Genomic DNA, 13,205 nt, shown 5'->3' on the forward strand with positions numbered 1-13,205 from the left:
GAATTACTGACGGGAAACCTGGTCGATATGTCGGGAAAATCCTGGTCGGCCACAGCTGACCAGGACTTTTCGTCTGTTCTCGCTGACTACAGCGGCCCTTGCCGCTAGTCTCCGTCGAAGAGCGGCCGAGCACAGTGTGTTCGTCGCTCACCTGGTGGGGTGGCGTCCAGCTTCCCCGCCGGTCCGTATCCGACAGATCGACATCCGAGGTGACGTAGGCGTGGCTCTTCCGCCCCTTACCCCTGAACAGCGCGCAGCCGCGCTCGAAAAGGCCGCCGCGGCTCGCCGGGAGCGGGCCGAGGTCAAGAATCGACTCAAGCACTCCGGCGCCTCCCTCCACGAGGTCATCAAGCAGGGCCAGGAGAACGACGTCATCGGGAAGATGAAGGTCTCCGCACTGCTGGAATCCCTGCCGGGCGTCGGCAAGGTCCGCGCCAAGCAGATCATGGAGCGTCTCGGCATCTCCGAGAGCCGCCGGGTCAGGGGTCTTGGCTCCAACCAGATCGCATCCCTGGAGCGTGAGTTCGGCGGCAGCCCCGCCTGACGTTCTCAGGCACTCCTGAGAACCTGGATAATCGCCCCATGGCTGCAACATCCCGGGGGACGTCCCCCGTACCCCCGGACGTACGTCCGCGGCTGACCGTGCTCTCCGGCCCTTCGGGCGTCGGCAAGAGCACGGTCGTCGCTCATATGCGCACCGTGCACCCCGAGGTCTGGCTCTCCGTGTCGGCGACGACACGCAAGCCGCGCCCCGGGGAGCGCAATGGTGTCCACTACTTCTTCGTGGACGACGAGGAGTTCGACAAGCTCATCGCCAACGGTGAGCTGCTGGAGTGGGCCGAGTTCGCGGGCAACCGCTACGGCACACCTCGCCGCGCCGTGCTGGACCGCCTGGAGGCGGGCGAGCCGGTCCTGCTGGAGATCGACCTCCAGGGCGCCCGGCTGGTCCGCCAGTCGATGTCCGACGCCCGCCTGGTCTTCCTGGCTCCGCCGAGCTGGGAGGAGCTGGTGCGCCGGCTCACCGGCCGGGGCACCGAGGCGCCCGAGGTCATCGAGCGCCGGCTCGCCGCCGCGAAGGTCGAACTGGCCGCCGAGGCCGAGTTCGATACGACGCTCGTCAACACCTCCGTCGAGGACGTGGCACGCGAGCTGCTAACGTTGATGCTTCAGGCCTAGATCTCCGAGATCGTCCAGATCTCCCGGATCTTTGATCTACACCCCCTTCGGAAGGCAGAGAGTGTCCTCTTCCATCACCACGCCCGAGGGCATCATCAACCCGCCGATTGATGAGCTCCTCGAGGCCACCGACTCGAAGTACAGCCTGGTGATCTACGCGGCCAAGCGCGCCCGCCAGATCAACGCGTACTACTCGCAGCTCGGCGAGGGTCTCCTCGAGTACGTCGGTCCGCTCGTCGACACCCACGTGCACGAGAAGCCGCTGTCGATCGCGCTCCGCGAGATCAACGCGGGCCTGCTGACCTCCGAGGCCATCGAGGGCCCCGCGCAGTAATTCAGCAGCACCACGGCACCTTCACTCCAGGCCCGGCGGCCCGTCCGCCGGGCCTGAGGTGTGTCCGGGGCCGGGTGAACGCGTTCTCCACGCGGTGAGGCAGCATGGGACGCATACGTTGCCGTGACGTTGCCGAGTGCGGGGAGACGCAGTGGACAAGCCGAAGGTGGTCCTGGGGGTCAGCGGGGGCATCGCCGCCTACAAGGCGTGCGAGCTGTTGCGCCGGCTGACCGAGTCCGGCCATGACGTACGGGTCGTCCCGACCGCCGCCTCGCTGCACTTCGTGGGGGCCGCCACTTGGTCGGCGCTCTCCGGCCACCCGGTCTCCGACGAGGTCTGGCAGGACGTCCACGAGGTACCGCACGTGCGGATCGGGCAGGGCGCCGACCTCGTCGTGGTCGCCCCGGCCACCGCGGACATGCTGGCCAAGGCCGCCCACGGGCTCGCCGACGACCTGCTCACCAACACGCTCCTGACCGCTCGCTGTCCGGTGGTCTTCGCCCCCGCCATGCACACCGAGATGTGGGAGCACCCGGCCACCCAGGAGAACGTCGCCACCCTGCGCCGCCGGGGCGCGGTCGTCATCGAGCCCGCCGTCGGGCGGCTCACCGGCGTCGACACCGGCAAGGGCCGGCTGCCCGATCCGGGCGAGATCTTCGAGGTCTGCCGCCGGGTGCTGGCACGCGGGGTCACCGAGAGCGACCTCGCGGGCCGCCATGTGGTGATCAGCGCGGGTGGCACCCGTGAGCCGCTCGACCCGGTGCGCTTCCTGGGTAACCGCTCCTCCGGCAAGCAGGGCTACGCGCTGGCGCGTACCGCGGTGGCCCGGGGGGCCCGGGTCACCCTGATCGAGGCCAACACCGGGCTGCCCGACCCGGCCGGGGCCGATGTCCTGCGGGTCGGCACGGCCGTCCAGCTGCGCGAGGCCGTGCTGAAGGCCGCCTCCGACGCGGACGTCGTGGTGATGGCGGCCGCGGTGGCTGACTTCCGCCCTGCCGCATACGCCACCGGCAAGATCAAGAAGACGGACGGCGAGGAGGCCCCCGCGGTCACCCTGGTCCGTAACCCCGACATCCTCGCCGAGGTCTCCGCCGAGCGGGCCCGGCCCGGTCAGATCGTCGTCGGATTCGCCGCCGAGACCGACGACGTGCTGGCCAACGGCCGGGCGAAGCTCCGCCGCAAGGGCTGCGACCTCCTCGTCGTCAACGAGGTGGGGGAGCGCAAGACCTTCGGCTCGGAGGAGAACGAAGCGGTCGTCCTCGCCGCCGACGGCCAGGAGACTCCGGTGCCGTACGGACCGAAGGAAGCGCTTGCCGACACGGTCTGGGATCTGGTTTCAGGAAGGTTCCAGCCGATTTCATAATCAACCCTCCGGGCGAGCAAAATCGTCCTATAAGGCCCAAAGCGGCGGCCGGGAAGGGTGGATTGTCCTACTGGTGACCCGCGTGGCGCACGTCACGAATCTCCCAAAGGGCGAGACACCTGGCCCGGCCGGCGGATGCGACCGATAAACTGGCCGTCGGTACGAGCCGAGCGCAGCTCTCGGTCGTGCCACCCATGATCAGCCAGCAGCCGCTGCAACCCCAGGGAGCGATGTGTCCCGCCGTCTCTTCACCTCGGAATCTGTCACCGAGGGTCACCCCGACAAGATCGCTGACCAGATCAGCGACACGATTCTCGACGCGCTCCTGCGTGAGGACCCCTCCTCGCGCGTCGCCGTCGAGACCTTGATCACCACCGGTCTGGTGCATGTCGCGGGCGAGGTCACCACCAAGGCCTACGCCGACATCCCCAACCTCGTGCGCAACAGGGTTCTGGAGATCGGTTACGACTCCTCCAAAAAGGGCTTCGACGGTGCTTCCTGTGGCGTCTCGGTGTCGATCGGCGCGCAGTCGCCGGACATCGCGCAGGGCGTCGACACCGCGTACGAGAAGCGGGTCGAGGGCGATGAGGACGAGCTCGACAAGCAGGGCGCGGGCGACCAGGGTCTGATGTTCGGCTACGCCTGCGACGAGACGCCGGAGCTGATGCCGCTCCCGATCCACGTCGCCCACCGGCTCTCGCGCCGGCTGTCCGAGGTGCGCAAGAACGGGACCATCCCCTACCTGCGCCCGGACGGCAAGACGCAGGTCACCATCGAGTACGACGGTGACAAGGCGGTGCGGCTGGACACGGTGGTGGTCTCCTCGCAGCACGCGAGCGACATCGACCTGGACTCGCTGCTCGCGCCGGACATCCGTGAGTTCGTCGTCGAGCACGTCCTCGCGCAGCTCGTGGAGGACGGCATCAAGCTGGACACCGAGGGCTACCGCCTGCTGGTGAACCCGACCGGCCGTTTCGAGATCGGCGGCCCGATGGGCGACGCGGGCCTGACCGGCCGCAAGATCATCATCGACACGTACGGTGGCATGGCCCGCCACGGTGGCGGTGCGTTCTCGGGCAAGGACCCGTCCAAGGTCGACCGCTCGGCGGCGTACGCGATGCGCTGGGTCGCCAAGAACGTGGTGGCCGCGGGTCTCGCCGCGCGCTGTGAGGTCCAGGTCGCGTACGCGATCGGCAAGGCTGAGCCCGTCGGTCTCTTCGTGGAGACCTTCGGCACCGCAGCGGTCGACACGGAGAAGATCGAGAACGCGATCGGCGAGGTCTTCGACCTGCGTCCGGCCGCGATCATCCGTGACCTCGACCTGCTGCGTCCGATCTACGCCCAGACCGCGGCGTACGGCCACTTCGGCCGTGAGCTGCCGGACTTCACCTGGGAGCGCACGGACCGCGTGGACGCACTCCGCGCCGCCGCCGGCCTGTAGGTCTGCGGCCGACCCGCCCGCGTACGACAGCGGAGCGGGCGACATCGAGTACGACGGCGGGGCCCGGACACCGAACGCGGTGGCCGGGCCCCGCTGCCGTGCCCCCGCCGCTGTCAGTGGTCTCTGGTAGGAATTCAGCTGTGAGCAGCGAGAACGAGCAGTCCGCCGAGCCCGGTGCCGGGGCGCCGGAGCAGCTTGCGCTGATCCGGGAGACCGTGCGCCGGGCGAAGGTGCCGCGCGCCAAGCCGCGGACCTGGCGCGGCGCGCCCCTCGCCGGAGAACTGCCCGTCGCCCGCGTCCTCGTCAACAAGGGCGTTCTCCACCTCGACCAGTACTTCGACTACGCGGTCCCCGAGGAGCTGGACGCCGACGCCCGGCCCGGCGTCCGGGTGCGCGTCCGCTTCGGAGCCGGCGGGCGCAACGTCCAGGGCGGGCGGCGCGAGGGCGGCGGCCTCATCGACGGCTTCATCGTCGAGCGCCGAGCCGACTCCGACTACCAGGGAGCGCTGGCCGTCATCGCCTCGGTGGTCTCCCCGGAGCCGGTCCTCGGACCCGAGCTGCTCGCCCTCTGCCGCGCCGTCGCCGACCGGTACGCGGGCAGCCTCGCCGACGTCCTCCAGCTCGCCGTGCCGCCGCGCAACGCCCGCGCCGAGTCCAAGCCCTCCCCGGACCCGCTGCCTCCGCCACCGTCCCCCGAGCCGGGCAGCTGGGAGCGGTACGGCCAGGGCCCGGCCTTCCTGCGCGCACTGGCCGAGGGCGGTGCGCCGCGCGCCGTGTGGAGCGCCCTGCCCGGCCCGCACTGGCCCGCCGAGATCGCCGGGGCCGTCGCGGCGACGCTCTCCTCCGGGCGCGGCGCACTCGTCGTCGTCCCGGACGGGCGGGCCGCCGGACGGGTCGACGCGGCCCTGACCGAGGCGCTCGGCGCGGGCCGGCACGCCCTGCTGACCGCCGAATCCGGCCCCGAGAAGCGCTACCGCCAGTGGCTCGCCGTGCGCCGGGGTTCGGTCCGGGCGGTCGTCGGGACCCGGGCCGCCATGTTCGCCCCCGTCCGGGACCTCGGGCTGGTCGTCGTCTGGGACGACGGGGACTCCAGCCACAGCGACGACAACGCCCCCTTCCCGCACGTCCGCGAGGTCCTGGAGCTACGGGCGGCACAGGGCCGCTGCGGCTTCCTGCTCGGCGGCACCAGCTGCACGGTCGAGGCCGCCCAGCTCGTGGAGAGCGGCTGGGCGCTGCCGCTCCTCGCGGACCGCGAGCGACTGCGCCGGGCCGCGCCCCTCATCCGTACGGTCGGCGACGGCGAGCTGGCCCGGGACGGCGCCGCCCGGTCCGCCCGGCTGCCCAGCCTGGCCTGGCAGACCGTGCGCGACGGCCTGCGCAACGGCCCGGTGCTGGTCCAGGTGCCCCGGCGGGGTTACGCCCCCCGCCTCGCCTGCGAACGCTGCCGCACGCCCGCCCGCTGCCGGCACTGCGCAGGCCCTCTCCAGGCCCCGGACCAGCAGGATCTGAACTGTGCCTGGTGCGGGCGGGCCGAGCGGTCCTGGCACTGCGCGGAGTGCGGCGCCAACCGGCTGCGCGCCCAGATCGTCGGCGCCCGCCGCACCGCGGAGGAGCTGGGCCGGGCCTTCCCCGCCGTGCCGGTCCGCACCTCGGGGCGTGACCACATCCTGGACGCGGTGCCGGACGCCCCTGCCCTGGTCGTCTCCACGCCGGGCGCGGAGCCCGTCGCCGAGGGCGGCTATGCGGCGGCCCTGCTGCTGGACGGCTGGGCCATGCTCGGCCGCCCCGATCTGCGGGCGGGCGAGGAGGCGCTGCGGCGGTGGACGGCGGCGTCGGCGCTGGTGCGGGGGCAGGACGAGGGCGGCACGGTGGTGATCGTGGCCGAGCCGACGGAGCGTGCGGTGCAGGCGCTGGTCCGCTGGGACCCGGCGGGATTCGCCCGGCGGGAGCTGGCGGAGCGGGCCGAGCTGGGCTTCCCGCCGGTCTCCCGGATGGCATCGGTGACCGGCCCGGCCGAGGCCCTGGCCGCCTTCCTCCGGACCGCCGGGCTGCCGCCGGAGGCCGAGATCCTGGGTCCGGTGCCGGTCCCGTCGGCCGGGCCCGGCCGACCCCGCCGACCGGGGGACGCCCCACCGGGCGAGACCTGGGAGCGGGCCCTGGTCCGGGTGGTCCCGGGGCGCGGGGCGGCGTTGGCCGGCGCCCTGAAGTCGGCGCTCGCGGCCCGTACGGCCAAGGGCGCGACCGACCCGATACGCATCAGGATCGACCCGCCGGACATCGGCTGAGGCCACCGGGAGAGCTTGCGGCTTCGGGGCCCGTGGCCTCCGGGGCTCGCGGGCCCCGGGCCTCCAGATCTCGGGGGAGCCCCCGGCCTCCGGGCCCGGACAGCGGACTGCCCCGCCGTGCGACCGGCACGGTGGGGCAGAGGGGCGGCGTACGGTCAGCCGTTGCGGGGGCCGGGGAAGGCGCCGGGGCGCAGTTCCTCGCGGGCCGGCTGCTGGGCCGCCGACGGCTGCGGCGGCATGGAGCGGGCCGCCGGGACGGAGGGCACCGGGGAGCCGGACCCTCCGGTGGAGGACCCGGTCAGACCGGGGCCGACGGATACGGGACGCGGCACGGCCGTCGTCTCGCCTGCGGTCTCGGCTGCGGGCTGCTGCGCGGCCCGGCGTGTCCCGTAACGGCGGTGCACGGCCTGCTTGGTGACGCCGAGGGCGGAGCCCACCGCGTCCCAGGAGAAGCCCAGCGAGCGGTCGAAGTCCACCGCGGCCGTGACCAGGGTCTCGACGCTGTCCCGCAGTTCCTGGGCGAGGCGGACGGTGGGGGCCGGGGCCCTGCCGTAGACGACGAAGCCCGCGGAGGGGCCGGAGCGGCGCGGACGGTAGACGTTGCCCAGCTGGGCGGTGAGGGTGCGCAGCGCGTCCACCTGCCGCCGGACCCGCTCGATGTCCCGCACCAGAAGATGCAGACTGGCCCGCGCTTGGGCGTCGTGGGTTGCGTGGTCGGCCATGAAGAAGCCTCTCGAACCGGCGTTGAAAGGGATCGGGCCGCATCGGGGCGGCCCGCTTCGGTCAATCTCCTTTGACCAACGCCCGAGCCGGGTATGTGGTCACGCTATCGGGGCGTATGTGCATATGCACGGGGCGTGCGCGGCGCACGTACGCCCCCTGGTAGCCGCCCCCGCACGAGGGTGCGGCCGGGCCCCGGTCGGCAGGGCACCCCTAGACTGGTGCGCTGCTCGTCACCGTACGTCTTGGCCCGAGAGGCAGTCAGCCACCATGAAGCTCGTCTTCGCCGGCACCCCCGAGGTCGCCGTCCCCGCCCTGGACGCCCTGATCGCCTCCGACCGCCATGAGGTGGCCGCCGTGGTGACCCGTCCCGACGCCCCCGCCGGGCGGGGCCGCCGACTCGTCGCGAGCCCGGTGGCCGAGCGGGCGGAGGAGGCCGGGATCGAGGTGCTCAAGCCGGCGAAGCCTCGCGACGAGGAGTTCCTCGCCCGGCTGCGCGAGATCGCCCCGGACTGCTGCCCGGTCGTCGCCTACGGCGCCCTGCTGCCCAAGGTCGCCCTCGACGTGCCCGCCCGGGGCTGGGTCAACCTGCACTTCTCGCTGCTGCCCGCCTGGCGGGGCGCGGCGCCGGTGCAGCACTCGGTGATGGCGGGCGACGAGGTGACCGGCGCTTCGACCTTCCTGATCGAGGAGGGCCTGGACTCCGGGCCGGTCTACGGCGTCCTCACCGAGGAGATCCGCCCCACCGACACCAGCGGCGATCTGCTCACCCGGCTCGCCTTCGCCGGCGCCGGGCTGCTGGCGGCCACCATGGACGGCATCGAGGACGGCACGCTGCACGCAGTGCCCCAGCCGCACGACGGGGTCACCCTGGCCCCGAAGATCACCGTCGAGGACGCGCAGATCCAGTGGTCCGCCCCGGCGCTGCGCGTCGACCGCGTCGTACGCGGCTGCACCCCGGCCCCCGGCGCCTGGACCCTGTTCCGCGGCGAGCGGCTCAAGCTGATCCAGGCCACGCCGGTCCTGGACCGCACCGACCTGGCCCCCGGCGAGCTGTCGGCCGCCAAGAACAACGTGTACGTGGGCACCGGATCGCACGCGGTCGAGCTGCTCTGGGTCCAGCCGCAGGGCAAGAAGCCGATGAAGGCCGCCGACTGGGCGCGTGGCGTCCGCATCGCGCACGGAGAGCTGCTGGGTCTGTAGCGGGCTTCCCGGGCCCGGGGCGGCGTTCGCGGGCCCCGGGCTGCCGTTCGGGCGCCCGGGGGCGGCGACGTACGCTGGGAGGGTTCGCCCCTCTCACCCTCAGCGGAGCACCTTTCACGTGAACGACCAGCCGCGTCGCCGTCCCGCCAAGCCCCACCGCCGTCCCAAGAAGGACCCGGTCCGCTTCCTCGCCTTCGAGGCGCTGCGGGCCGTCGACGAGCGCGACGCGTACGCCAACCTGGTGCTGCCCCCGCTGCTGAAGAAGGCCCGCGCCAAGGGCGACTTCGACGGCCGGGACGCGGCGCTGGCGACCGAGCTGGTCTACGGGACGCTGCGCCGCCAGGGCACGTACGACGCGATCGTGGCGGCCTGTATCGACCGGCCGCTGCGCGAGGTCGACCCGCCGGTCCTGGACGTCCTGAACATGGGGGTCCACCAGCTGCTCGGCACCCGTATCCCCACCCACGCGGCCGTCTCCGCCAGTGTGGAGCTGGCCCGGGTGGTGCTGGGGGAGGGGCGCGCGAAGTTCGTCAACGCGGTGCTGCGCAAGGTCACCGCGCACGACCTCGACGGCTGGGTGGAGAAGGTCGCCCCGCCGTACGACGAGGACGCCGAGGACCACCTCGCCGTCGTCCACTCCCACCCCCGCTGGATCGTCTCCGCCCTCTGGGACGCGCTGGGCGGCGGCCGGGCGGGCATCGAGGACCTCCTGGAGGCCGACAACGAGCGGCCCGAGGTGACGCTGGCGGCCCGCCCCGGCCGCTCCACCACCGACGAGCTGGTCGAGGCCCTGGGCGAGGACAACTCCCTGCCGGGCCGCTGGTCCCCGTACGCCGTCCGGATGGCCGAGGGCGGCGAGCCCGGCGCGCTGGAAGCCGTCCAGGAGGGCCGGGCGGGCGTCCAGGACGAGGGCAGCCAGCTCGTCGCCGCCGCCCTGGCCGCCGTACCCGTCGAGGGCCGCGACACCCGCTGGCTGGACGGCTGCGCGGGCCCCGGCGGCAAGGCCGCCCTGCTCGCGGCGCTGGCCGCCGGACGCGGCGCGACGCTGCTCGCCGCCGAGAAGCAGCCGCACCGTGCCCGGCTGGTCGAGCGGGCGCTCGCCGGCAACCCGGGCCCGTACCAGGTGATCACCGCCGACGGCACCCGCCCGCCGTGGCTGCCCGGCACCTTCGACCGCATCCTGATGGACGTGCCCTGCTCCGGCCTCGGCGCGCTGCGCCGCCGCCCGGAGTCCCGCTGGCGGCGTCGGCCCGAGGATCTGGAGGGCTTCTCCCCGCTCCAACGCGGCCTGCTGCGCGAGGCGTTGAAGGCGGTGCGGGTCGGCGGCGTGGTCGGCTACGCGACCTGCTCGCCGCATCTCGCGGAGACCCGGGTGGTGGTCGAGGACGTCCTCAAGGGCCGGGGCGGGGAGCCGGTGGAGGCGGAGTGGGTCGACGCCCGCCCGCTGATGCCCGGAGTGCCCGCGCTGGGGGAGGGGCCCGACGTCCAGCTCTGGCCGCATCTGCACGGCACGGACGCGATGTATCTGGCTCTGCTGCGCCGGACCGGCTGAATATCACCGCGTCAGCGCGTCCGCCCGTACGGCAAAAGAAAAGTAAAGCGCTGGCAAAATGCCCAGAATGTGCGGACTGTGATGGCCGTGTGAGGCTTCGGAGGGCATCGAGGCGGGGAACCGGCCGCGGACGTGGCACGCTTGGGGCATGGCGCAGATCAACCCCAGCATCCTGTCCGCCGATTTCGCGCGTCTCGCCGAGGAGGCGAAGGCCGTCGAAGGCGCGGACTGGCTGCACGTCGATGTCATGGACAACCACTTCGTGCCCAACCTGACCCTCGGCGTGCCGATCGTCGAGGCGCTCGGCAAGGCCACGGACACCCCGCTGGACTGCCACCTCATGATCGAGGACGCGGACCGCTGGGCCCCGCAGTACGTGGAGGCCGGAGCCGGGTCCGTCACCTTCCACGTGGAGGCCGCGGCGGCTCCGGTGCGGCTGGCGCGGGAGATCCGGGCGAAGGGGGCGCGCGCCTCGATGGCGCTGAAGCCCGCGACGCCGATCGAGCCGTACGAAGATCTGCTGCCCGAGCTGGACATGCTGCTGATCATGACGGTCGAGCCGGGCTTCGGCGGGCAGGCCTTCCTGGACATCATGCTGCCGAAGATCCGCCGCACCCGGGAGCTGATCAGCAAGCACGGCCTCGAACTGTGGCTCCAGGTCGACGGCGGGGTCTCGGCCACCACCATCGAGCGGTGCGCCGAGGCCGGGGCCGACGTCTTCGTGGCCGGATCCGCGGTCTACGGGGCGGCGGACCCCGCGGCGGCGGTGCGCGGGCTGCGGGCGCAGGCGGAGGCGGTCACGGCCGTCGCCCCCTGGGCATGCGGCCACTGAACCAAGGGCAGATGAACGTGGTCCGACAGGGCCGATCAAGGATCGCCGGATCTGACAGGATGAACGGCGTATCGGGCGTGTGAACAGCAGTGAGGAGATCGCGGTGTCTGGCATCTCGGCGGGTCGGTCAGCCATGCGGATGGGACCCGCGGAGCTGGTGCAGGCGGCGGCCATGGCCCGCCGGTTCTACCTGGAGGGCAAGTCCAAGATCCAGATCGCCGAGGAGTTCGGCGTGAGCCGCTTCAAGGTGGCCCGGGTCCTGGAGACCGCCCTCGAACGCGATCTCGTACGGATCGAGATCCGGGTACCGGCCGAGCTCGACGCCGAACGCTCCGACGCGCTCCGGGCCCGTTACGGGCTGCGCCACGCGGTCGTCGTGGAGTCCCCGGCCGAGGAGCCGGAGGACGCCCCCGACCCGGAGAACCTGGGCGAGGTCGCGGCCGACCTCCTCGGCGAACTGGTGGCCGAGGGCGATGTGCTCGGCCTGGCCTGGGGCCGCTCCACCATCCACATGGCGGCCGCCCTCGACCGGCTCCCGCCGTGCACGGTCGTCCAGCTGACCGGGGTGTACGACGCGGGCACCGCCGAGCGCGGCTCGGTCGAGGCGGTCCGCCGGGCCGCCCAGGTGTCCGGCGGCGAGGCGCACCCCATCTACGCCCCGATGCTGCTGCCCGACCCCGCGACGGCCGCCGCGCTGCGCGAGCAGACGGGCATCGCCCGCGCCTTCGAGTACTTCGACAAGGTGACGGTCGCCGCCGTCTCCATCGGATCCTGGGAGCCGGGCATCTCCACGGTCCACGACATGCTCTCGGACAAGGAGCGCGCCCACTACGCCTCGCTCGGCGTCGCCGCCGAGATGTCCGCGCACCTCTTCGACGCCGAAGGCCGCCGGGTCGGCCGCGACCTCGGGGAGCGCTGCATCACCGTGGAGGCGGACCGGTTGCGCCGGATCCCCGAGGTGGTCGCCATCGCGGGCGGCCGGCGCAAGGCGGCGGCGATCGGCGCGGTGCTCCGCTCCGGTCTGGTCACCAGCCTGGTCACGGACACCGCCGCGGCCGACTATCTGCTCACCGAGTCCGCCGCGGGCGTCCGTCCGGCGCTGGAGCGGGCCGACCCCGACGGGGAGTGACACCCAGGACACGCCGAGGGCCGTGCACCCCGCGGGGTGCACGGCCCTCGGCATGTCCTGGCCGCCCTCAGCCGGTCGGCGGCGCCTTCACCGCGCACGGGGCGGGAGCCGCCACCTCGGTGCGCGCGGGCGGGACGCCCAGCACGGTCTCCTCCAGATACTCCTCGGGCTCCTCGTACTGGCCCACGTCCGCGGGGTTGTAGCGGGGCGTCTGGCGCGACCAGTCCAGATTGCCGCGCATCCAGCTCCGCATCCCGTCGAGATAGGGCACCAGCAGCCCGGACAGCTCCGGATACAGCTCCAGCAGCTCGTCCTCGGCGGTCAGGAACCGTTCGGTCTCCATCGCGAGCCGCTCCGCGACATGGTCCAGCGCCTGCTGCTCCCCGAAACCCCGGTGGTGGCGGACCAGGTGGACGAGGTTGTGGATCTCGCCGAGCACCTGCTCCTTCTCGAAGGAGTACACGTCGTTGGCCCAGCACACGTGGTTGCACGCGGCTTCCAGTGCGGTGATGAAGCGGGGGTCGTTGTGGAGCGACTCCGGGGCCTCGATGCCCGCCACGATCTCTATGAGGTCCATGCAGACGTGGATGGCCCCGGTGTGCCGCCGCTTGGCGATGTACGTCTCCTCCGAGGGCACCACGTTGTCGGCCCGGTTTCCCGCCTCCCAGGTCGTGGCGGTCGTGAGGTAGGTGATCAGATGCCAGGCGAACCGGGTACGCCAGTGGGGCGCGGCGTTCGGTGTCGTACGTTTCCACAGATCGGCCAGTGCGGTCACGGCGGCCGGGACCTTTTCCCCGGGCAGCGGCTCGGGGGCGGAGCCGTCGACCACCGCGCGCATGCGTTCGACGACAGCTCTCACCCGATCGGGTGAACGGCCGAGGTGGCCGTCGTCGAGCTGGTCGTCGACCAGGAAGAGCCAGACGAACCAGTCGGCCACCAGGTCGAGGCGTTCCTCGTCGGCCGTCGGGTAGACCATGCCGACGAACGACCCGAAATCGGCTTGTTCGAATCGGTGCCTCGCGGACTCGCGGTGGACCAGACCCGTCCGTCTGGTCCAGGCGTCCAGATGCCCCCGGGTGTGTCCCACGTGCGGGTTGGTCCGCTGCGGGAACGGGCAGTAGATGTCCGGCAGTTCGCTGTCCACAGGCGGATCTGGATCCTCTCCGGTCA

Annotated in this window: 12 protein-coding genes; 10 read left to right on the forward strand and 2 right to left on the reverse strand. The window is 72.6% G+C overall.

What is annotated here, in order from left to right:
• Window positions 1–220: 220 nt before the first annotated feature.
• From AC0VY3_RS13300 to AC0VY3_RS13325, 6 genes are all read left to right on the forward strand, one after another.
• A complete protein-coding gene (locus AC0VY3_RS13300; protein ID WP_003970367.1) occupies window positions 221–544 on the forward strand; it encodes an integration host factor in 324 nt (107 codons plus the stop codon).
• A 38-nt stretch (window positions 545–582) separates the two neighbouring features.
• A complete protein-coding gene (gene gmk, locus AC0VY3_RS13305; protein ID WP_103508894.1) occupies window positions 583–1,176 on the forward strand; it encodes a guanylate kinase in 594 nt (197 codons plus the stop codon).
• 61 nt (window positions 1,177–1,237) lie between these two features.
• The gene (gene rpoZ, locus AC0VY3_RS13310; RefSeq protein ID WP_003970369.1) at window positions 1,238–1,510 is read left to right on the forward strand and encodes a DNA-directed RNA polymerase subunit omega; all 273 of its coding nucleotides are present in this window, start codon (window positions 1,238–1,240) and stop codon (window positions 1,508–1,510) included.
• A 151-nt stretch (window positions 1,511–1,661) separates the two neighbouring features.
• Complete coding sequence (coaBC, locus tag AC0VY3_RS13315; protein WP_475549660.1) at window positions 1,662–2,873, forward strand: bifunctional phosphopantothenoylcysteine decarboxylase/phosphopantothenate--cysteine ligase CoaBC; 1,212 nt, start codon at window positions 1,662–1,664, stop codon at window positions 2,871–2,873.
• A 232-nt stretch (window positions 2,874–3,105) separates the two neighbouring features.
• A complete protein-coding gene (gene metK / locus AC0VY3_RS13320; protein WP_475549661.1) occupies window positions 3,106–4,314 on the forward strand; it encodes a methionine adenosyltransferase in 1,209 nt (402 codons plus the stop codon).
• Between the two features lie 140 nt (window positions 4,315–4,454).
• A complete protein-coding gene (locus AC0VY3_RS13325; protein WP_475549662.1) occupies window positions 4,455–6,599 on the forward strand; it encodes a primosomal protein N' in 2,145 nt (714 codons plus the stop codon).
• Window positions 6,600–6,754: 155 nt separating this feature from the next.
• Here AC0VY3_RS13325 and AC0VY3_RS13330 read toward each other — a convergent pair whose 3' ends face one another.
• Window positions 6,755–7,321, reverse strand: a complete 567-nt coding sequence (locus AC0VY3_RS13330; RefSeq protein ID WP_103507451.1) for a hypothetical protein — start codon at window positions 7,319–7,321, stop codon at window positions 6,755–6,757.
• 268 nt (window positions 7,322–7,589) lie between these two features.
• Here AC0VY3_RS13330 and fmt point away from each other — a divergent pair, with 268 nt between their 5' ends.
• From fmt to AC0VY3_RS13350, 4 genes are all read left to right on the forward strand, one after another.
• Window positions 7,590–8,522, forward strand: coding sequence for a methionyl-tRNA formyltransferase (gene fmt / locus AC0VY3_RS13335; RefSeq protein WP_103507450.1), 933 nt, complete (start codon window positions 7,590–7,592; stop codon window positions 8,520–8,522).
• 118 nt (window positions 8,523–8,640) lie between these two features.
• Window positions 8,641–10,074, forward strand: coding sequence for an RsmB/NOP family class I SAM-dependent RNA methyltransferase (locus tag AC0VY3_RS13340; RefSeq protein WP_475549663.1), 1,434 nt, complete (start codon window positions 8,641–8,643; stop codon window positions 10,072–10,074).
• Window positions 10,075–10,222: 148 nt separating this feature from the next.
• A complete protein-coding gene (gene rpe, locus AC0VY3_RS13345) occupies window positions 10,223–10,906 on the forward strand; it encodes a ribulose-phosphate 3-epimerase (RefSeq protein WP_103507174.1) in 684 nt (227 codons plus the stop codon).
• Window positions 10,907–11,039: 133 nt separating this feature from the next.
• Entirely contained in the window at window positions 11,040–12,035 is a 996-nt protein-coding gene (locus tag AC0VY3_RS13350) for a sugar-binding transcriptional regulator (RefSeq protein ID WP_103507175.1), read from the forward strand.
• 67 nt (window positions 12,036–12,102) lie between these two features.
• On the opposite strand, the gene AC0VY3_RS13355 is transcribed toward AC0VY3_RS13350, so the two are convergent.
• Window positions 12,103–13,179 (reverse strand): terpene synthase family protein, encoded by a 1,077-nt coding sequence (locus tag AC0VY3_RS13355; protein WP_103507176.1) that lies wholly within the window; start codon window positions 13,177–13,179, stop codon window positions 12,103–12,105.
• Window positions 13,180–13,205: the final 26 nt, after the last annotated feature.

It is taken from the genome of Streptomyces sp. iso_384, from assembly GCF_056172905.1.

Excerpts from the sequence above, each read along its gene's own strand:
- gmk (WP_103508894.1), top strand. The coding sequence starts at position 583 with ATGGCTGCAACATCCCGGGGGACGTCCCCCGTACCCCCGGACGTACGT.
- AC0VY3_RS13350 (WP_103507175.1), top strand. The coding sequence starts at position 11,040 with ATGCGGATGGGACCCGCGGAGCTGGTGCAGGCGGCGGCCATGGCCCGC.
- AC0VY3_RS13330 (WP_103507451.1), bottom strand. The coding sequence starts at position 7,321 with ATGGCCGACCACGCAACCCACGACGCCCAAGCGCGGGCCAGTCTGCAT.
- fmt (WP_103507450.1), top strand. The coding sequence starts at position 7,590 with ATGAAGCTCGTCTTCGCCGGCACCCCCGAGGTCGCCGTCCCCGCCCTG.
- rpe (WP_103507174.1), top strand. The coding sequence starts at position 10,223 with ATGGCGCAGATCAACCCCAGCATCCTGTCCGCCGATTTCGCGCGTCTC.